General features: G+C 68.5%; 15 protein-coding genes. 11 read left to right on the top strand and 4 right to left on the bottom strand.

Annotation, left to right across the window (positions count from 1 at the left end; genetic code table 11):
- The first annotated feature begins 12 nt into the window (after positions 1-12).
- The 4 genes from QAD21_RS03000 to QAD21_RS02985 all read left to right on the top strand — a co-directional run bounded on the left by QAD21_RS03000 (position 13) and on the right by QAD21_RS02985 (position 2,757).
- Complete coding sequence (locus tag QAD21_RS03000; RefSeq protein ID WP_280360516.1) at positions 13-1,008, top strand: GNAT family N-acetyltransferase; 996 nt, start codon at positions 13-15, stop codon at positions 1,006-1,008.
- Positions 1,005-1,793 (top strand): exodeoxyribonuclease III, encoded by a 789-nt coding sequence (locus QAD21_RS02995; protein ID WP_068970671.1) that lies wholly within the window; start codon positions 1,005-1,007, stop codon positions 1,791-1,793. The genes QAD21_RS03000 and QAD21_RS02995 overlap by 4 nt, the downstream gene beginning before the upstream one ends.
- 84 nt (positions 1,794-1,877) lie before the next feature.
- Entirely contained in the window at positions 1,878-2,309 is a 432-nt protein-coding gene (locus QAD21_RS02990) for a MarR family transcriptional regulator (RefSeq protein WP_068970670.1), read from the top strand.
- A 25-nt stretch (positions 2,310-2,334) separates the two neighbouring features.
- Positions 2,335-2,757 (top strand): organic hydroperoxide resistance protein, encoded by a 423-nt coding sequence (locus tag QAD21_RS02985; RefSeq protein ID WP_068970669.1) that lies wholly within the window; start codon positions 2,335-2,337, stop codon positions 2,755-2,757.
- Between the two features lie 61 nt (positions 2,758-2,818).
- On the opposite strand, the gene QAD21_RS02980 is transcribed toward QAD21_RS02985, so the two are convergent.
- Both QAD21_RS02980 and mbtM read right to left on the bottom strand, forming a co-directional pair.
- Entirely contained in the window at positions 2,819-3,565 is a 747-nt protein-coding gene (locus QAD21_RS02980) for a siderophore-interacting protein (protein WP_058251359.1), read from the bottom strand.
- Positions 3,566-3,670: 105 nt separating this feature from the next.
- Positions 3,671-5,320: a long-chain-fatty acid--ACP ligase MbtM gene (gene mbtM / locus QAD21_RS02975; protein ID WP_078111733.1), complete on the bottom strand. Its 1,650-nt coding sequence runs from the start codon at positions 5,318-5,320 to the stop codon at positions 3,671-3,673.
- Positions 5,321-5,698: 378 nt separating this feature from the next.
- Here mbtM and QAD21_RS02970 point away from each other — a divergent pair, with 378 nt between their 5' ends.
- The 7 genes from QAD21_RS02970 to QAD21_RS02940 are packed head-to-tail and all read left to right on the top strand — an operon-like array spanning position 5,699 to position 18,427.
- A complete protein-coding gene (locus QAD21_RS02970; protein ID WP_280360514.1) occupies positions 5,699-9,145 on the top strand; it encodes an amino acid adenylation domain-containing protein in 3,447 nt (1,148 codons plus the stop codon).
- Between the two features lie 57 nt (positions 9,146-9,202).
- Positions 9,203-9,811, top strand: coding sequence for a GNAT family N-acetyltransferase (locus tag QAD21_RS02965; protein WP_058251362.1), 609 nt, complete (start codon positions 9,203-9,205; stop codon positions 9,809-9,811).
- Positions 9,812-9,815: 4 nt separating this feature from the next.
- Positions 9,816-11,630, top strand: coding sequence for an IucA/IucC family protein (locus QAD21_RS02960; protein ID WP_068971005.1), 1,815 nt, complete (start codon positions 9,816-9,818; stop codon positions 11,628-11,630).
- A gap of 5 nt (positions 11,631-11,635) precedes the next feature.
- Entirely contained in the window at positions 11,636-14,053 is a 2,418-nt protein-coding gene (locus tag QAD21_RS02955; RefSeq protein WP_078111734.1) for a penicillin acylase family protein, read from the top strand.
- Entirely contained in the window at positions 14,041-15,501 is a 1,461-nt protein-coding gene (locus QAD21_RS02950) for a condensation domain-containing protein (protein WP_058251365.1), read from the top strand. Before QAD21_RS02955 ends, QAD21_RS02950 begins: the two co-directional genes overlap by 13 nt.
- A gap of 50 nt (positions 15,502-15,551) precedes the next feature.
- On the top strand, positions 15,552-17,096 hold the full coding sequence (locus QAD21_RS02945; RefSeq protein ID WP_280360510.1) for a pyridoxal-dependent decarboxylase: 1,545 nt from the start codon (positions 15,552-15,554) through the stop codon (positions 17,094-17,096).
- Entirely contained in the window at positions 17,093-18,427 is a 1,335-nt protein-coding gene (locus tag QAD21_RS02940) for a SidA/IucD/PvdA family monooxygenase (RefSeq protein ID WP_058251367.1), read from the top strand. The genes QAD21_RS02945 and QAD21_RS02940 overlap by 4 nt, the downstream gene beginning before the upstream one ends.
- Positions 18,428-18,743: 316 nt before the next feature.
- Here QAD21_RS02940 and QAD21_RS02935 read toward each other — a convergent pair whose 3' ends face one another.
- Together QAD21_RS02935 and QAD21_RS02930 are read right to left on the bottom strand one after the other, a co-directional pair.
- A complete protein-coding gene (locus QAD21_RS02935; protein WP_058251432.1) occupies positions 18,744-19,718 on the bottom strand; it encodes an ABC transporter substrate-binding protein in 975 nt (324 codons plus the stop codon).
- Positions 19,719-19,781: 63 nt separating this feature from the next.
- Positions 19,782-20,669 (bottom strand): hypothetical protein, encoded by an 888-nt coding sequence (locus QAD21_RS02930; RefSeq protein WP_280360507.1) that lies wholly within the window; start codon positions 20,667-20,669, stop codon positions 19,782-19,784.
- Between the last annotated feature and the right edge of the window lie 12 nt (positions 20,670-20,681).

Below are 20,681 nucleotides of genomic sequence, written 5' to 3'. Positions count from 1 at the left end.
TCCCGCTTCCGCGTGGAGGTCTCATTGTCGGGTGCCGTCGCGGGCGACCGCGTCGTCGTTCGCTATCTGCTGGGCGATGCGACCCCCGCCGATTGGCGGGGAGATCCCACGGCCGCCCGGTCGGACGTGACGGGCGTCCTGCTCGACGACTCCGACCCGCTGCGGATACGACGCGACGACGAGGAGTTGTCGATCCCGTTCGCGGCGATCACCTCGGTCCGTCTGTTGTCCGCGAAACCGGTGCGCAACAGCGAGATCCGCGCGCTCGAGCACGCCGCCGCCCTCGCCTGGCCCGGTGTCGAGACGGAGTGGGTCGACGACTGGCTCCTGCGGGCCGGTCACGGCTTCAGCAGACGCGCCAACTCGGCTGTGCCCCTGGCACGCCACGCACGTCCCGACGCCGCGACCCTGCGACATATCGGTGAGTGGTACGCCGACCGCGGCCTCCCTCCGCTCCTCGCCTCCCCGGATCGCCTCATCCCGTCGGGCTCCGTTCCCGGAGACCCCGGGGTCGAGGTACAGATGCTGACCGCCGACCTGCCGGGGCTCCGCGCGCGCACCGGCGAGATGCACGGACGGACAGTGCAACTCGATCCGCAACCGGACACCCGCTGGTTGAGCGCATACGCCGGTGGGCGCGCGTCGCGCGGACTCGACACCGTGGCCGGCGTCGTGACCGCCGGGGACGGCCCGATGACCTTCGCGACCGTCGACGATGCAGCAGCGATCGGGCGGGGTTCGGTGACCGAGTCGCCGGACGGACACCGGTGGCTGGGGTTGACCGCCCTGTGGACCGACCCGGGCTCGCGCGGGGGCGGGCTCTCCTCCGCGGTGGTCGCGGCGCTGACGGCGTGGGGGGTCGAGCTGGGCGCCGACTCGGTCTACCTGCAGGTCGAGTCCACCAACCGGTTGGCCGGATCGTGGTATCGCCGCCTGGGTTTCGGGCTGCATCACACCTATCGCTATGTGACACCGCACGTGCCGGCCGCGTCGGAGGACATCCGATGAGGATCGCCACCTGGAACGTCAACTCGATCCGCGCCCGGTCCGAGTCCGTCGTCGCCTGGGCGGAGACCGCCGGCGTCGACGTTCTCGCGATGCAGGAGACCAAGTGTCACGACGACGCGTTCCCGCTGATGAGTTTCCTCGCCGCCGGTTACGACGTCGCGCACGTCGGGCAAGGCGCCTACAACGGTGTCGCGATCGCCTCACGGGTCGGGCTCGACGAGGTCGAGATCTCCTTCGACGGCGTGCCGACGCACCCGGTCGACGGCCAGCCGATCCGGGAGGCGCGGTCGATCTCCGCGCGCTGCAACGGTGTTCGCGTCTGGAGCCTCTATGTACCCAACGGCAGGACACCCGACGACCCGCACTACACGTACAAGCTCGCCTGGCTCGACGCGCTGCGGAATCACATCACCCTGCGGCTGGCCCACGACCCCGCCGCGGACATGATGCTCGCCGGCGACTGGAACGTCGCCCAGACCGACGACGACGTGTGGGATCGCGAGTACTTCGAGGGACGCACACACGTGACCCCACCCGAACGCGCTGCAGTGCAGGGGTTTCTGGAGGCCGGCCTCGTCGACTCGGCCCTTCCGTACGCCCCGGGGTACACCTTCTGGGACTACACCCAGCTGCGGTTCCCCCGGAACGAGGGCATGCGCATCGACTACGCGTTCTGCTCGCCCGCTCTCGACACCCGCATCATGGGCGCCGTCGTCGATCGCGCCGCGCGAAAAGCGAAGGGCGCCAGCGATCACGCCCCGGTGGTCTTCGACATCGCCGACTGACCATCTGCCCCAGGCCATCTCGGACCACACTTCTCCATCCGATAAACATTGCGCACAACTTAATCGTGCGCTATCTTTCTTGGTGTGAACGAGTTGGCCCTGGATCAGCAATTGTGCTTCGCCCTGTACAAGGCGTCGCGCGCGGCCACCGCGGTGTACCGGCCCCTTCTCGCCGAACTCGGGATCACGTACCCCCAGTACCTGGTGTTGCTGGCTCTCTGGGATCAGGACGGCCGGTACGTGAACGAGTTGAGCGAGCAGTTGGAGTTGGACACCGGCACCCTCTCGCCGCTTCTCAAACGGCTCGAGGCGCAGCAGCTCATCGACCGTCGCCGATCACCTGAGGACGAGCGCCGGGTCACCGTTCACCTCACGCCGTCCGGCACAGCACTCCGCACACGGGCACGGGCGATACCTCGGCTGCTGGGTTCCTGCACGAATTTGTCCACCGACGAGATGAACGACCTGCGTTCGACTCTCGACTCCCTGACCGCCCGACTGCATCAATCGATGTGAATCACTCACCAACGAGGAGAACACCATGAAAGCCATCTACACGGCCGAGGCAATCGCGACCGGCGACGGGCGTAACGGTCACGGGCGCACCAGCGACGGGCTGCTCGACGTCACCCTCGCCACGCCACCCGCCCTGGGCGGTACCGGCGACGGGACCAACCCCGAACAACTCTTCGCAGTCGGATACGCCGCCTGCTTCCACTCCGCTTTGCGCTTGGTTGCCAAGCAGGCCGGCGCGAACGTAGAAGACTCCGCAGTGGGCGCCCAGGTGAGCATCGGGGCACTCGACGGAGGAGCCTTCGGTCTCGCCGTGAAGTTGGAAGTGACCCTGCCCCACCTCGACCACGCACAGGCGCAGGAACTCGCGGACAAGGCACACCAAGTTTGCCCGTACTCCAACGCCACCCGCGGAAACATCGACGTCTCCGTTACCGTCACCAACGACTGACCCCGCGCAGGTCCTCCGGCTCTCACGGCCCGTCCCCGACATTCCGTCGGCGCCGGGCCGCTCAGGCGAACGACTTCCCGACGATCCAGTAGGCCTGCGACTTCACCGACTTCTTGGGAATCCCATAATCGTTCCTGAACAATCCGGCGACCGTGCGGGTGCTCGTGGAATCGAGTGCAACCCAACCGAAGTGGTCGGCGGCGTCGAAGGCGGCGGATCGGACCGCGTCGACGAGGGCCGCGCCGTCGCGCTCACGCGGAAGCCAGTGCACCGTATCCTGCGCGCGGGCGCGCAGCGGCAGCGACCTGTCGCTCTCGTGCTGATACTCGAACCAGATCGTCGCACCCGCCCCGGAGTCGCCGAGCGAGTCCAGCAGCGAGTTGATCGCCGGTAGCGAGGCGGTGTCACCGGCGACGAGCCATCCCGCCGGCGCGGGGTCGGGGATCGCGAACTTCGAGCCCATCAGGGTCGCGCCGATGGCGTCACCCACATGTGCGTCCTGAGCCCATCGGGCGGCGGTGCCGTCGTGGATCGCGAACTCGATGTCGAAGGTGTCCGTCGCCGGGTCGGGATCGACGAGCGTGTAACCGCGCTGATGCAGCTTGCCACCGTCGGCGAACCAGAGGCGCACCCACATGGTCGGGTGGATCGCGGAACCGGTGAGGAGCCCGCCACCGTGGAAACGCAGTCGCAGATAGTGATCCGTCACCGCCTCTTTGCCGGTGAGGGTGAAGGTGAAGTCGTCACCGCCAAGGATCTTCATGACGGCGCCCTGCCAGCCGCGCCCCTTCGTGGATACCTCGCTCATGTCTGAACCTCTCTACAGTGCCTCCCCGGCCCGGGGTCCGGGCCGGGGAGACACTGTCATTCTCGTGACCGTCGGCATGACACGACGCACCACGGAAAACCGGACCTACTGGAAGGTGCCGTTCTCGACCATCTGACGGGCCTCGAGGCGACGGATCTTGCCGGATGTGGTGCGCGGCACCGAGTCCGGCGCGACGAAGATGACCTCGGCGGGCATGATCCCGCACGCCGACGCGACCTCGGAGTTGACCTCTGCACGCGCCTGGTCGGGATCGGACCCCTTGTACTCGGCGAGGATCACCAGGCCCGGCCGGGCCGAACCCTCCCCCCGCGCCATGGCGACGACGCCGCCGCGACGCACACCGGCGACTTCGGCGGCCGCGCGCTCGATCTCGATCGGGAACAGGTTGCGGCCCGCGACGATGATGACCTCCTTGGCCCGGCCGCAGATCACCAGCCGATCGTCGATCAGGTAACCGAGGTCGCCGGTCGAGAACCATTCGCCCGCACCGAGATCGGCGTCGCCCAGGTAGCCGCGCATCATCGACGCGCCGCGGATCTCCACGTGTCCGACGTTGCGCCCGTCGATGACCGGGACGTCGACATTCGGCTCGACGATGCGAACCTGCATGCCGCCCAGCGGCTTACCGAGGATCGCGTACCGGCGGCGAATGGGCTCGCCACCGCCGGGCGGGGTCACGGTGACCTCGTCGTAGTGCACCCCCTCGCCGACCGCGGGCATCGTCACCGCGCAGGCGGATTCGGCCATACCGTAGGCGGGTGCCGCGGCGGAACGATCGAATCCGAACGGCGCGGTCGCCTCGAGGAACTTGTCGAAGGCATCGGCGTCGATCGGCTCACCGCCGCTGATCGCGACGCGCAGGTGTGAGAGGTCGATGTCGCGCAGCAGTTTGCCGTAGCGGCCGAGGATGTCGTAGGCGAAGTTCGGCGCCGCGGTGACGGTCGTCTTGGTCTCGGTGAGCCACTGCATCCACTTGAAGGGCGCCGCCGCGAAGGCGGTGTTCGGCACGATGTAGGCGGGGATGCCGGTGGTCATCCCGGCGAGCAGGAACATCAGACCCATGTCGTGGTAGAGCGGCAGCCAGCTGAACCCGGTGTCGCGGGTGCGGTGGAGGCCGAGCCGGCTGACCAGTTCGATGGCGTTCGAGTAGACGGCCGAGGCCGTCAGGGCGACGGTCTTGGGGTCTCCGGTCGATCCGGCGGTTCCCTGGAGGACGGCGATGGTGTTGCCGTTGACGTTACGGGCGACGAAGTCGGTGGTGTCGGCGCCGAGGCCGTACTCGCCCACTCGCGCGATGTGCAGCCGTCCCTCGACCTTCGACAGCAGGTCGAGCTGGGCTCCGCTGCCGAGGACGGTGCCGACGCCGATCGACACGTACCGGTGGTAGGTGTTCTGCGCCCATCGCTCCTCGTCGGCCCCCCGGATGGGGCCCGGCAGGATGGTGACCGGAACACCGGCGAGCCACGCGCCCTGGATGGCGGCGATCAGGTCCACCGTGGGGTCCCCGATGAGGCCGAGCGCCTGCGGCTCGTGCAGTTCGCTGTCAGCCAGCAACTGGACCGCGATCTGCTCCGCGCGGGCATGGACCTCGCGCCACGGCGCCGTCACCCACTCGCCGGTGTCGGAGTCCAGGACGGACAGACTCGTATCCCCCGCCAGCATCGCCTCACGAACGGTGGCCGCCAACGCATTGGTCGAGCCCGCTTCCTCCAGGATCACGCTGTTCTGCGACATTCTCGTTTCCCGTTCTCGCCAGCACCTGGCGTCGGTCGTCTGATCGTCTTCCGGTCGTGTGAGCGACCGAGTGGTCATACCGCGGGTCGTCCCCGACCGCTGGTCTCGGCGAACACAACTGCTCGCACCATTTGGGTAGGGTAGCCTAATCTTTCTCGGACACAAGACCCCGAGTCGATCATCGCGACTACGTGATCCGCGTCATCCGATGAGACCAATACGTGAAACTTAGGCTAACCTAATTCGCGTCGGCTCGCGGGGCCCTCGCCGACATTGCCCAGAGATTGGGCGGAGCGGTTAGTTAGTATAACCTACCCTAAATGCGGGTTCCCCGGACTGAGTAAACATCTCACCGAACTGCGAGAGGCACGCCGGCTGATGGCCACGAATTCCCAGACCACGGATCTTGTCACCGCGGCCGACATCGTCGCCGAGGTGTCCGAGGCCCTCGGCCTGACGCCCGAGTCGATAGACCCGGAGCAGGACCTCATCGCCCAGGGACTCGACTCGCTGCGGATGATGCGACTGGCCGGCACCTGGCGCAAACGCGGCCTCGACGTCGACTTCGCCCGCCTCGCCGCGCAACCGACCATCACCGCGTGGGCGGCGTTGCTGGGCGGCACGCCCGCGCCGACCACCGACGACCTCGCACCTTCGTCATCGGAACCGACCGAAGGACCGTTCCCCCTCGCTCCGATGCAGCACGCCTACTGGATCGGCAGGTCGGACAGCCACGCGTTCGGCAATGTCGCCGCTCACCTCTACATCGAGTTCGACGGTTCCGACGTCGACCGCGACCGCTTCACCTCGGCGATGGCCGCGCTGCTGGAACGCCACCCGATGCTGCGCGTCCGAGTACTTCCCGACGGCACCCAGGAGATCGGCCCGGCACACCCCGAAGCCATTGCGGTGCACGACCTTCGGGAACACTCACCGGAGACGGTCGAGCAGGTCCTGGCGGCCCGCCGCGCGGACGGCACCCACCGCGCCCTGCCGGTCGACGAGGGAGCGGTGATCCGCGCCGAACTGAGTCTGCTGCCGGGGAACTCGACCCGTGTCCATCTCGACGTCGACATGATCGCCGCCGACGCGATGAGCTACCGCGTCCTCGTCGACGACTTCGCTCGCCTGTACCGCGGCGAGTCCCTGCCGGAACTCGGCGTCACCTTCGCGACGATCACCGCGGATCGCACGTCGCGGGAGATCCGCGACGACGACGTGACCTGGTGGCGCGAAAGGATTCCCACACTCCCCGGCCCGCCCGAACTCCCGCTCGACGAACGTGCGATGCGCGGCGATGTCGAACCGCACAGCGTCCGCCTCCACCATTCGGTGTCCGCGTCGGACTGGAAGCGACTCGAGGAGCACGCGCACCGGCGCGGCGTCACCCCCGCGGCCGCGGTGGCCGCAGTCTTCGCCGAAGCCGTCGGAACACATTCGGCCACACCGCGATTCCTGCTCACGGTACCGTTGTTCGATCGTCCACAGGTCCATCCGGACGTCGAGCGGGTGGTGGGCGACTTCACGTCGTCGATCCTCGTGGGCGTCGACCTGAGCGAGCCGGCGACGCTCGCCGAACGTGCGCGATCGATGCGGGCATCGATGCACGAGGCCGCCGCGCACGGTTCGATGAACGGACTGGACGTGCTTCGCGAACTGAGTCGCCACCGCGGCGAACCGGTGGTCTCGCCGATCGTGTTCACCAGCGCGCTGGGACTGGGAGACCTCTTCTCGCAACAGGCAACCGACGTGCTGGGTGATCCGTCGTGGATCGTCTCGCAGGGCCCTCAGGTACTGCTCGACGCACAGGTGACCGAGGTGGCCGGCGGACTGCTCCTCAACTGGGACGTCCGTGCCTCCGACCTCGAACTCACCACCGCACGTTCGATGTTCGACCACTATGTCCGTCTGCTCGGGCTCCTCGTCGACGGTGAGTGGGATGTGCCCGCGCCGGCTCCGATCACGGCCGAGGTTCGAGCACAGCGTCTTTCGGTGGAGAGTCCGCTCCCGGCCACCGACACCTTCGACGGCACCCTGCACGGAACCTTCTTCGCCCGCGCCGCCGAGCGTGCCGGGGCACCGGCAGTCGTGTCCGACGCACGCATCTGGACCCACGCCGAATTGGCCGACGAGGCCCGCCGAGTCGCCGGAGCCCTGGTCGCAGCCGGGGTCACACCGGGTGACACGGTCGTCGTGCACCTCCCCAAGGGCGGCGACCAGGTCGTCGCCGCACTCGGAGTGCTCGCCGCCGGCGCGGCCTACGTCCCGATCGCCCCCACCCAGCCCCGGGCGCGCCGCGAGCGCATCGTCGACGTCGCCACCCCGGCCGCAATTCTCACCTCCGAACCCGCCGCCTGGACCTCTGCCGAAGCCACCGTGCTCGAGGTGAACGACGCCCGACGCACCGATCCGGTCGACCCGGTCGCGATCGGCGGCGACGCCCTCGCCTACGTCCTGTTCACCTCGGGCTCCACCGGATTGCCCAAGGGCGTCCAGGTTCCGCACCGGGCCGCGGTCGCCACGATCACCGACCTCGTCGACCGGTATGCGATCGGAGCCGACGATCGTAGCCTGCAGGTGTCCTCGCTGGAGTTCGACCTCTCGGTCTTCGACATCTTCGGCCTGCTCGCCGTCGGCGGCGCCGTCGTCGTGCCCGGCGACGACGAGCAGACCAGGGTCGACGACTGGGCGCGGCTGCTCACCCAGCACTCGGTGAGCGTGCTCAACTGCGTGCCGTCGATCCTCGGCATGCTCCTCGATCTCAACCCCCTGCCCGCGTCGCTACGGATGATCATCATGGGCGGCGACAAGGTCGACGTGTCGCTGCTCGAGCGCGTCGGCGCACAGCTGCCCGATTGTCGCGTGGCCGGCCTCGGCGGGACCACCGAGACGGCGATCCATTCCACCATCTGCGAAGCGGATGCCGTCCCGGCCGGAATGGCGTTCGTGCCGTACGGGATTCCGCTCCGCGGCGTCCGCTGCCGGGTCGTCGACGACGCCGGCCGCGACCGCCCCGACCTCGTGCCGGGTGAACTGTGGATCGGCGGAGCCGGCGTGGCCGACGGTTACCGCGGCGACCCCGAGCGCACCGCCGATCGTTTCGTCGAGCACGAGGGACAGCGTTGGTACCGCACCGGCGATCTCGCGCGTTACCTCCCGGGTGGCTTCCTCGACTTCCTGGGCCGCGCCGATCACATGGTGAAGATCCGCGGGTACCGCGTCGAACTCGGTGAGGTCGAGGCCGGGTTGCTGGGTCTGGCCGGGGTGGGCTCGGCCGTCGCCTGGTCCGACGGTCGCGACCTGCGTGCCGCGGTGGTACTCACCGACGGATCGACCGAGGACGACGCCGCCCTGCGCGCCCGGTTGTCGGAAGCCCTTCCACGGCACATGGTCCCGCGGTCCATCACGGTCCTGGACCGGTTCCCGCTGACTCCGAACGGCAAGCATGACCGCAAGGCCATCGCCGCCGGCGTCCGGTCCGACGACGACGACGTCGAGTCGGTCGCGCCGCGCGGCCCGGTCGAAGAGGCCCTCACCCTGATCTTCGGGGAGGTCCTGCCGACACCGCCCGCGAGCGTCACCGAGGACTTCATCTCCCTCGGCGGCGATTCCGTCCAGGCCACCCGCGTGGTCGCACTGACGCGCCAATGGCTCGACGCACCCGGCCTCTCGGTCGCCGACATCTTCTCGCGGCGGACGATCGCGGGGCTCGCCGGACGACTCACCGAACTCGGCGGGGAACGCGCTGAGTTCGTGGCACAGACCTTCCTCGACGTCCTGCAACTCACCGACGAACAGGTGGAGGCCGAGATCGCGCGCGGCTGACCGCATCCGGCACCTTCTCCGGCACACCAACAGACCACCTCCCAGAGCAAAGGCATCATGACCATTTCCTCCGCCCCGACCTACGACCTGACCTCGGTCGACCTCGACGACGTATCGCACGCCGCGACGGTCCACGGATGGCTCACCCATCCCAAGGCCAAGTACTGGGACATGCTCGACAGCTCGGTTGCAGACGTGGAGAAGATGATTCGCGAGTCGGCCGAGGCCACCGCCGGCACGCCCTACGGAATGCGCCTGGGCTACCACGACGGGCGCCCGCAGTTCCTGTTCGAGCTCTACGACCCGGCCACCAGCGAACTCGCCGACCCCGCGAGCGGTTACGTACCCGCCGACGGTGACATCGGCATGCACCTGCTGGTCGCCCACGCCGAACAGTCCCTGCCGGGCTTCACCGGCGCGGTGATGCTGCACATCATGCGGACCGCGATCCTGGAGGTCGGCGCCGCGCGCGTCGTCGTCGAGCCCGACGTCCGCAACAAGGCCGTGCACCGCCTCAACGCGAGTGTCGGCTTCCGCGTCGACGGCGACTACCCCGTCGGGAACAAGACCGCGCACCTGAGCTATTGCACCCGAGCCGACTTCCTCGAGGTGACCGACAACGGCAAGTGCGTCGGACCCGTCGAGGTCACGGACCTGGGGGCGTAGATCGTTGACTCTCCAGGACATCGGGACCATTCCGGGATTCGCGACGCGCACGGCCGGGGGGTCGGGTGCGCGAAGCCTTCGCCAGACGTATCACACCAGGATCGCGAAGAAGATCCTCGCCGAGTTCTCCCACGAGCGGGCACTCGCCCCGGTGGCGAGTGGCGACGGGTACATCGTCTCCTCCGCCGACGGCCGCACCGACTACCACTTCCGCGCCGACCGACTCGCCCTGGACAGCTGGGCGATCGACGAGTCGACGCTGCGTCGTGTGCGCGACGGCGCCGAACTCCCGATCGACGCGGTGGCGATGATCGTCGACCTGGCACCGTTCCTGGGGATCGGTCCCCAGGCGCTGCCGGAGTACCTCGAGGAGTTCATCAACACCCTGGCGATCAGCGCCGACCGTCCGGACGAACGACGCATCCCAGCAACGGATCTCGCTCACGCCGACTTCCAGACCATCGAGGCGACGATGACGGAGGGGCACCCGTGCATCGTCGCCAACGCCGGCCGTCTTGGGTTCAGCGCGGACGACATCGAGCGCTACGCCCCCGAGGTGGGCAACCACTTCAGGCTCGTCTGGCTCGCCGTCCGTCGCGAGGACTGTGACGTCGCCACCGTCAGCGACGTCGACTACGACGCGCTGCTCCTCGACGAGCTCGGACCCGAGACGCTGTCCGACTTCGGGGACGCCCTGCGCGAAGTCGGTTGTGACCCGGCCGATTACCGATACCTCCCGGTGCATCCCTGGCAGTGGGTCGAGAAGGTACGCAAGCTCTACTCCGCCGACATCGCCGACCAGCGCATCGTCGAGGTCGGCACGAGCCCCGACCTCTATCAGGCACAGCAGTCGATCCGCACGGTGTTCAACGCGACCACCCCGACCCGCAACTACGTCAAGGTCGCACTGTCGATCGTGAACATGGGTTTCACACGCGGGATGTCGGCCGACTACATGCGGACGACGCCGCTGATCAACAACTGGGTCCGTGGACTCGTCGCCGACGACCAGTACCTCGCCGCGATCGGCTTCGAGATGATCTTCGAGGTCGCGGCGATCGGTTACCGCAGCCCGACGTTCACGCCGATCACGCAGCCGGGGTCGGAGTACCGCAAGATCCTGTCCGCGCTGTGGCGACAGAGCCCGGTGCCGCTGGCAGCCGCCGACGAGCAACTGTCGACCATGGCCGCGCTGCTTCACATCGACCACCTGGGGGAGCCACTGGTCGGCGCGTTCATCGACCGTTCGGGTGTCCCCGCGACCGAGTGGATCCGTCGCTACCTGCGCACCTATCTACATCCCATCGCCTACCTGCTCTACCGATACGAGCTGAAGTTCTCGCCGCACGGGGAGAACCTCATCCTCGTTCTCGCCGAGGGCATCCCGGTGCGAGCGATCCTCAAGGACATCGGCGAGGAGGTCTCGGTGTTCGGCGAGGCGGACGGACTCCCGGAGAGCTGCGCCCGCGTCCGGACCACCGAACCGGACGAGATCCGCAACCTGGGTGTGCTGTCGGACGTCTTCGACGACTTCCTGCGTCCACTCGCCGAGATCCTGCACACGCACGGCATCGTCGGCGACGACGAGTTCTGGTCGCTGGTGGCCGAGAGCCTGCGTGAGTTCGTCGCGGCCCACCCCGATCTGGAAGACAGGTTCGCTCGCTGGGATCTGTTCGCACCGGAGTTCGGGGCGGTGCACATGAACGGGCTGCAACTGCGCAACAACAAGCGCATGGTCGACATCGAGGACTCCTACGCATCGCTGATCGACGCGGGTCACCGGCTCGTCAATCCGATTGCGCCGCCGAGGGACCGGTGAGGGAGATGACCACCACCCGCACCCACGCACCCGACGACGCGGAGATCCTGCGTGATGGCCACGGCATCCCGCACGTCCTCGCCTCGACGCCGCGCGGCGCACTGTACGGACAGGGCCGGGCATGCGGCGAGGACCGGCGCTGGCAGATCGAGTTCATGCGGCTGCGCGCCGAGGGACGTACCGCCGAGGTCTTCGGGGCCGGCTGCGTCGAATGGGACACCTTCGCCCGCCGCGCCCAGCTCGACGTGGCGGCGAAACGCATCTTCGACGCATCGTCCACCCGGACCCGCGAGCTCGTCACCGCCTACGCCAACGGCGTGAACAGCACCCTCGGCGACCTCGAGAAGGCCTCTGCTGCACCGGAACTCGAGGCGTTGGCGCATCGCCCGCTGCCGTGGCGGCCGTGGACGCCGATCTCGGTGTTCATCATGCACCACGTGCTCTTCGGCCGGTTCACCACGAAACTCTTCCGCCTGCACGCCTGCCGCACGCTCGGTTTGGATGCGCTGCGGTTCTGGGACTTCGAGACGCGGGAGACCGACCCCACGGTGCCCGCGATGCCCGATGAGGCGTTCCTGGGGGAGATCCTCGCGATCACCCGCCCGGCGTCGCCCGAGCAACCCGCCCCGGCGGTGGATCTCGGCGATCCGACGTCGGGCAGCAACGCCTGGGGTGTGTCCGCCGAGCGGAGCTCGACCGGTGCGCCCATCGTCGCCGGCGACCCGCATCGATTCCTCGAACTGCCGGGCATCTATCAGCAGTTCCACCTCGCCTCGACAGGTCCGCACGAAGCGTTCGACATGGCCGGGTTCGCCTTTGCCGGCGTCCCGGGAGTCCCGCACTTCTGTCAGGGCGACGACATCGCCTGGGGCATCACGAATGCCATGGGTGACTATCAAGATCTGTACCTCGAGCGATTGACGCGCGACGAGGCCGGCACGCTCCTGGTCGAGGTACCGGGCGGCGGGCGGGTGCCGGCCGGGGTGAGCACCGAGACGATCCTCGTCCGGGATGCCGAACCCGTTGCCGTGCAGCTCCTCACCACCCCGAACGGTGCCGTCGTCTTCGGCGGCCCCGACGAGTCGTTCGCGATGAGCATCCGGTCCCCGCTGCTCACCGAAGAAGTCACCTTCGACGCGCCGATCGACCTCCTCTTCGCGCACACCGTCGCCGATGTCGAAGCAGCCCTGACGAAGTGGGTCGAGCCGGTCAACCGCGCGGTCATCGCCCACGCCGACGGCACCGTCGCCACCCACGTGGCCGGCCGGGTGCCGGTCCGCGCGCCCGAGAACTACTGGTTGCCGGTCCCGGGCTGGGACGAGCGCTACCAGTGGCGCGGATACGAGGCGGGTTCGCTCGGTGACCCCGGCTTCGACGCGACCCTCCGCTCCCTGAGGAATCCGGAGCTCGCGGAGGCCACCCCCCGCTCCCTGAGGAGCCCGGAGCTTGCGGAGGGCGTCTCGAAGGGTCCCGCCTTCACCGTCACCGCCAACCAGCGGATGTCCGATGTGCCTGCGTTGCAGCCGCTCACGAGTGAGTGCGTCGAACCGTTCCGGGCCGACCGGATCACCGCGCGACTCGACGATCTCGGTTCGGTGAGTCCGGCGGATTGCGCCGACATCCACACCGATGTCCGGCTCGAGCAGGCGACCGTCGTCCAGGAGTTGCTGTCACGTGTACGCGGCGCCGACGCCGAGGCCGAAGGCATCCGGGAGCGCCTGGTGGCGTGGGACCGGTCGATGATCGCCGACAGCACCGACGCGTATCTCTATGCCGAGTTCCGTACCCAGTTGGTTCTCGGGGTCGCGAGTACCGACGTGCTCGCGCCGCTGCGCGGGCCGCACGGATTCCCGGCGGTGTTCCAGCCGTGGTTCGTGCCCGAGCCCCGTCTCGCGACCGCGCTGACCTCCGTCGTCGCCAACACGGCGGGGATCGGCATCGACATCGAGGCCGTGGCGGTCGCCGCCCTCGATGCCGTGGTGGCCCGGATCGGGACCTTCGGTTCGACGCCCACGTGGGGCAGCGTCCATCGCCTGGCACCGATCCACGGATTCGACCTGGTCGGCGCGTCGCCGCAGCACCCGGATCTGTTCGCCACCCTTCGTCCGACTCCCCTGCCCCTGGCGGGGGACGCCGAGTGCGTCTTCGCCAACGCCGCGGCGGTCGGCACCCACCTGTGCATCACGGGTGCCGCCGCACGCTACGTGTGGGACCTCGCCGACCGCGGGGCGAGCCGTTGGATCGTCCCGCTGGGCGTGAGCGGTGATCCCCGTTCCGATCACTTCCAGGACCAGGCGCCGCGGTGGGCGGCGGGCGAGCTGATCGAGGTCGTCCGCGATTGGGATGTGTTGCGTGGCAAGACCGCAGCAGCGTCGACGACGTCCACCGCCACATCGACCGAGAGGGAGCCATGCCCGCGTTGACCGAAGCGCGACTGACGCTGTTGCGTCGTCGAATCGCGCAGACCGGCGAACCCGCCCGCACGGCCGCAGCTGACGAACCAAGGGCCTCCGTGCCGTTCGGCGAGTTCGGCACCGCCGAACGGCGGATGTGGCGGATCTACGAACTGGATCCGGAATCGGTGTCGCACAACATCGGACTCGTCCTGCAGTTCGGCGGTACGCGAACGCTCCGATCGGTCGTCGACTCCGCCGAACTACTCGTCGAGCGCTTCGGGGTCCTGAAATCGGTGGTCGAGGTCGACAACGCGGGCACGCCGCGTCGCCGCGCCGTTTCGCACGCGGGATCGTGGGACGCATCGGGCACGGTGTGGACCTGGGGCCTGCCGGACGCGGAGGCAACCGGACCCGTCGACGATGCCGACGCGATCGCGACCGCGCTGACCCGCACGCCATTCGATCTGACGTCGGATGTGCCACTCCGGCTTCGGGTCTCGGGCTCGGACGGCGACGTCACCATGATCCTCGTCGTGCACCATCTCGCCGTCGACGACACCTCATGGCCGCTGCTGCTGGGCACCCTGGTGTCAGGTTCGTGGCCCGGCGACGTCAACGCCGACTCCCGCCCGGTCTCACCAAATTCCGCGGCCGCCTCGGCAGCCGCCGAGGACGCGGTGCGCCACGCGCTCACGACCTGGGCCGCCGACGACGTCCGCTATCCGCTCAGCGGCGAGTTGCCCACCGAAAGTGCCGCCGACAGCTGGCTCTCGCCGATGGACGACCGGGACGGCATCAAGGTCGCCGCCCCGGTTGCGGCCGACTCGCTGGCCGCTTTCGGCCGGGTCGCGCAGACCGTCGGCGCCACCCCGAACGCGTTGCTGATCGGTGTGTGTTCGCTGGCCGCGTATGCCCTGACCGGCGCCGCCGACCACGTCCTGGTGGTGCCGGCCGACAACCGTCGTCGGACGCAGTCACCCCAGAACGTCGGATACTGCGGCAACATCATCCCGATGCGGTTCCGCATCGACCCCGACGCCACGGTCGAGCAGGCTCTGCGGGATGCGGGTGCGGCCATCTACCGATCGATGGAACACTCCGGCACCGATTTCGGGCCGATCCTGACCGCGTTGCGGCAGCAGGGCGGCCGTTTTCCCGTCATCGAGATCATGGCGTCGGTCCGGCCCGCGCCGCTGCGCGGGATCCCACAACCCGCCGACGCCCCGGTCACCTGCCGGTCGGTGTTCAACGGGATCGCCAACTACCCGCTCTCGATCGCCTTCGAGGCCGACGACGAGAGCACCCACGTCGAGGTCGACCACCAGCCGGGGATCGTCCCCGACGCGGTGGCCGACCGCGCCACCGCAGTACTCACCGCACTCGTCGACCTGATTCCGACGTCGTTGCACCAGAACGTCTCCGCACTCGTCGAAACCCTCGCCGAGAGCGCACCACAGAAGGGCAGCGCCGGATGACCGGCCTGCCACCGCGCCACCGCGCGCCAGAGTCAACAGGGGGGAACTCAGTGTCCGAAGACCGCCAGTCCGTATGGGGTGCCTCGCGATTCGCCCGTCCCGGCGATGGCTGGGCCGACGTCGGGCGCGGCTTGGCGGAGGTCGCGGCCGCGGTCGGCGACGACCACCACGGCGCCCCGCTGCCGAGCGGTGACCCCGTCGCGGTGCTCGGCGGGGTGACGGCACTACTCGGCCCGCACGGAGTCCCGGAGAACGGGATCGGGGAGTCCCAGGCGCTGACCCGGCTCGCCCGCCTGGTGGCCGAGTTCGGACTGGACCTCACCCATCCGATGGCGGCGGCGCATCTGCAACCCGCGCCGCTGTCGGTCGCGGTCGCCGCCGACGCCCTGGCCTCGGCCACCAATGCCTCACTCGACACCTACGATTCCGGCCCGGCCACACTGGCGCTCGAGACCTGGACCGTACAGTCGCTGGCTCGTATGGCCGGGTTCGGCGAACATGCCGGCGGTGTCTTCAGTCCCGGTGGATCGATCTCGAATCTGCTGGCGCTCATGATCGCTCGCGACCACACCGCTGCCCGGCGGGGCATCGACGTGCGGCACGACGGCGTCGGCGCGTTGCACCGCCCGGTCGTCTTCTGCTCGCGCGTGGCGCACTTCTCGGTTCACCGCGCCTGTGCGGCACTGGGACTGGGCGAGACCGCGGTCATCCCGGTCGAGGTCGACTCGCATCACCGGATGATCCCGGAGGCGCTGGAAGCGACCATCCGCGAGGCCGGCGCGGCGACACCGCTGGCGATCGTCGCCACCGCGGGTACCACCGACTTCGGTACCGTCGACCCGCTCGGGGAGATCGCCGACATCGCCGAGCGGCACGAGATCTGGATGCACGTCGACGCCGCCTACGGTTTCGGCTCGCTGTTCTCCGACCGCCTCGCCGGTCTGCTCACCGGCGTCGAACGCGCCGACTCGGTCACCCTCGACCTGCACAAGGTCGGTTGGCAGCCGGCGGCCGCGAGCCTCATGCTGCTGTCCGACGCCGATCGCTTCGTGTCCCTGAACCGTTCGGTGGCCTACCTCAACCCCGACGACGACGTGGAGGCCGGGTACAGCGGCCTCCTGGGTCAGACGCTGCAGACGACGCGACGGCCCGACGTCCTCAAGGTCGCGGCGACCCTGCTCGCCTACGGACGCCGCACTCTGGGTGACATGCTCGACAAGTGCAACGACCTCGCGGTGTACGCCGAACAGCGAATCGCCACCGAACTGCAGCTCGAGCTCATCGCGCCGGTCACGCTGACCACCGTCGTGTTCCGGTATCGGTGCACCGATCTCGACGCGGTCAACGGCGAACTGCGGCGTCGGTTGATCGCCGACGGCAAGGCACTCATCGGCCGTACCCAGGTCCGGGTGCCCGGTGAGGAAGAGCCCCAGACCTGCCTGAAGCTGACCCTCCTCAACCCGGAAACCTCGGAGAGCGACATCGACGAGCTGTTCGACGAACTGTTGCGCGTCGCGCTCGAGGTGGAGTCGGAAGGCACCGCCGCACCCGGCGCGGAAGTCCACAGTGAAGAAATGGTGAGAGTGTCCGAATGACCCCAGAAGAGAAGACCACTGTCGAGAATGTAGACGTACTCGCGATCGGTTGCGGCCCATTCAATCTGGGCCTCGCCGCGCTCGCCTCGACGCTCGACGACGTGAACCTCCTGGTCGTCGACTCGCGAGACGAGTTCCGGTGGCATCCGGGCCTGATGTTCGACGACGCCACCCTCCAGGTGAGCTTCCTGTCGGACCTGGTGACGCTCGTCGACCCGACCCATCCGCTGTCGTTCCTGAACTACATGGCCGACATCGATCGCATGTACCGGTTCCTGGTACGCGAGAACTTTTTCCCGACCCGCATCGAGTACGAGGCCTACCTGCTCTGGTGCGTGTCCCGGCTCGACTCGCTCCGATGGGGCACCACCGTCGACGAGGTGGCCTGGGACGCCGAGGCCGACGCGTTCCGGGTGACCATGCACACCGGCACCACCTCCTCGACGGTCATCGCACGACACGTGGTGGTCGGCATCGGCACCGAACCGTTCGTCCCGCAGGCACTCTCGTCGGACTCGCCCGCGGTGGTCCACAGCTCCGACTACCTGTTCAACCAGGAGAAGGCGCTCGCCGCCGACACCGTCACCGTCATCGGCTCCGGCCAGTCGGGTGCCGAGATCGTCATCGATCTGCTGGAATCCAACCTACGCGGCGGCCCCGCGGTCCGATGGTGGACGCGCACACCATGGTTCGCGCCGCTGGACTTCACGAAGCTCTCGCTGGAGATGACCACGCCGGCCTACATGGACTACTTCCACAGCCTTCCCGAGGCCGCACGGGATCGGGTTCGCCCGCAGCACTGGCAGTTCCACAAGGGCATCTCCACCGACACCCTGGAGCGCCTGCACGACCTGCTGTACCGGCGCCAGTTGCAGGACAAGCTCAACCCGGTGCAGCTGCGGATCTCGGTCGAGGTCGAAGGCATCGACACCCTCGCCGACGGCAAGCTCCGGGTCCGCGGCCGTCACCTCGACACCGGCTCCGAGCTGGCCCACACCACCGACATGGTCATCGCCAGTACCGGCTACCAGGCCCGCAGGGCGGACTTCCTGGCCCCGATCGAGTCTGCGCTGCACCGGGATTCGCGCGGACGCCTGGTCATCGGCGCCAACCACGAGATCGAGACCGACGACGCCCTGACCAACCGGATCTTCGTCGCCAATGCCGAGGAGCACGCGCACGGCGTCTCGGCCCCGAACCTCGACATCGGCGCGGTCCGCAACGCACGCATCCTGAACACCGTGCTGGGCCGCGAGGCCTACCGCCTGCCCAGGCACACCGCGTTCACAAGTTTCGGCGCCTCGGACGACGACGACATCGTCGCGCCGTAACCCGCTAGCCGGCTCACGGCCCGATCCGCCACGTGCGGCTCGGGCCGTTGTCGTTGTTGCGAAGTGGCTTCGACACGGCTCCTCACTGCGCTCGTCGCCTGCTCAACCAGCGGGGGTGATCCGCTGCGCTCGTCGCCTGCTCAACCAGCGGGGGCGATCCGCTGCTCCCTGAGGTGCGAGGAGCGATAGCGACGGGCACCCCCCCTGCTCCCTGAGGTGTGAGGAGCGATAGCGACGAGCCACGAAGGGTCCGGCGACCCCGAAAACCAACTCGCCCTCCACATTCCGCGGAGGGCGAGTTCGTTTCAGACCGAGCTCAGTTGGACGCCGCGGCGAACGACGGCTTCAGCAGGTCGAGGACGTACGGGATCGAGTTCGGCGTCGGCGCGTTGAGACCCGTGATCTGCGACTGGGTCATGAACGTGACGGCGTTGTCCTTGACCGCCTTCAGGTTCTTGTACCCGGGCAGCGACTTCAGGGTCTCCGCCTGCTCGGGGGTGGCCGTGGCCACGACGAGTACGTCGGCGTCGAGCATCGGGATGTTCTCGGTGCTCAGCCCGAAGCGCGGCTGGCCGGTCCGCTGGTACTCGGCGACCAGCTTGGGAGCCATCTTCATCCCGAGCGAGGTGAACAGCTTTCCGGCGCCGTCGTTCTCGTCGCCGAGCACCGACAGCTGGTCGTTGCCGTACATGAACGCGAAGGCGTAGGTCTTACCCTTCAGATCCGGGTACTCCTGCGCCACCGCCGCGATCTTCGCGTTGGTGTCGTCGATGATCGACTTCGCCTTCTCCGGGTCGTGCAGCACGGTGCCCATCACCGTGACCATGTCCTGCCAGGGATCGATCTCCTGGTCGCTGATGGCATTGACCGTCGGGGCCAGCTTCGAGATCTGCTGGAACTCCGGGCTGTCCGAGGCGAAGCCGGGTGCGAAGATCAGGTCCGGGTTCAGCTTGGCGATGGTCGTCGCGTCGTCGCCCTTGGTGGGATCGACGAACGTCGCGTCGGCCAGCTTCTCGCCGTACCACGGCTGCATCTCGCCGGTCGCCGACTTCGAGTAATCGTAGTACCCCACCGGCGTCTCACCGAAGGACAGAACGACGTCGGTCCATTGATCACCCAGGGTCACGATCCGCTCCGGGGTGTCCGGGATCGTCACCGACCGGCCGTCCGGAAGGTTGAGTTGAACGGTGCCACCGGCGGATTCGTCATCCGAGCTCGAGCAACCGGCCAGCAGGCCCGCGAACAGGAGTGCACTCGCGGCGAGTGCGCCCAGGCGTGGTCGTGAAATCACGTGAAGATCCCCCAATGGGTTGTCGGTGTCGTCCGGCGGACCGGACCGTGTCACCCCGCGCGGTCAGAGCGAGCAGGGCAGCAGGACGAATCCCGCGATGGTGCAGACGCTTCGGTTGGAGAGCTTCCACTTGTTGCCGCTCCACACGAACGTCATCGAGCGATTCTGGCTACCGCGGCCGACCACGCTGATCTGCAGCGGAGCGGTCAGCGTGTTGCCGCTGACCTGGACGGGCCCGACCATCTGGTAGCTGAGCCCGACGTTGCCGTAGGTCGTGATCGCGCGGGCGACGAGGTCGATCTGACGGAGCGCGCGCTCACCGCCCTCGAGTTCGGCGGCGCGTGCGGCGCGGCTGCCGTTGGAGTTCATGACGATGCGGACCTTGGTGTTGAGCTGTCCGGGCGTCAGCGCGGTCGGGCCGGCGGCAACGCTCTGCTGCGGGGCGGCCGTGGTGCCCGGCGCGGGAGCAGGTGCGGGGGCCGCACCCGGAGCCGGCGCGGCTCCTTCACCGGGAGGACCGACCGGTCCACCGATCGCTCCGCCGCCTTCGGGCACGTTTTCCGTCGGGGCCGCTGCCGGTGCGCCGGCGGGTGCGGGCTGACCGGGGACGGGCTGCTGGCCGGCAATGCCCTGCTGGGGCAGCGCGGTCTGCGCGGCACCGAGGTTGACGACGGTCGGCTGTGCGGCGGTGGCGGAGTCGTTGCGCTCGCTCACCACGATGCCCACCACGCCGATCGTCACGACGATCGCGGAGATGATGGCAGCGATGCCTGCCGACGCCAGGACGGTCGGGACGCTGACCCCGCCCGACCGGCGAGACGAACCGGTGTCCGACTCGCGGTGGTCGACCCCCGAGTAGTAATCGGCCCGGCCGGGTCCTGGTAGTTGACGTCGTTGCTCATGTTGTTCTTTCTCCGTGTATGTCTTCGCCCCCGCCGAGCCGACGGCCACCTGTATATTGCA

The organism is Gordonia sp. SMJS1, assembly GCF_029866425.1.
GTDB lineage: Bacteria > Actinomycetota > Actinomycetes > Mycobacteriales > Mycobacteriaceae > Gordonia > Gordonia hongkongensis.
This window is presented reverse-complemented; position numbering and strand designations above follow the sequence as displayed.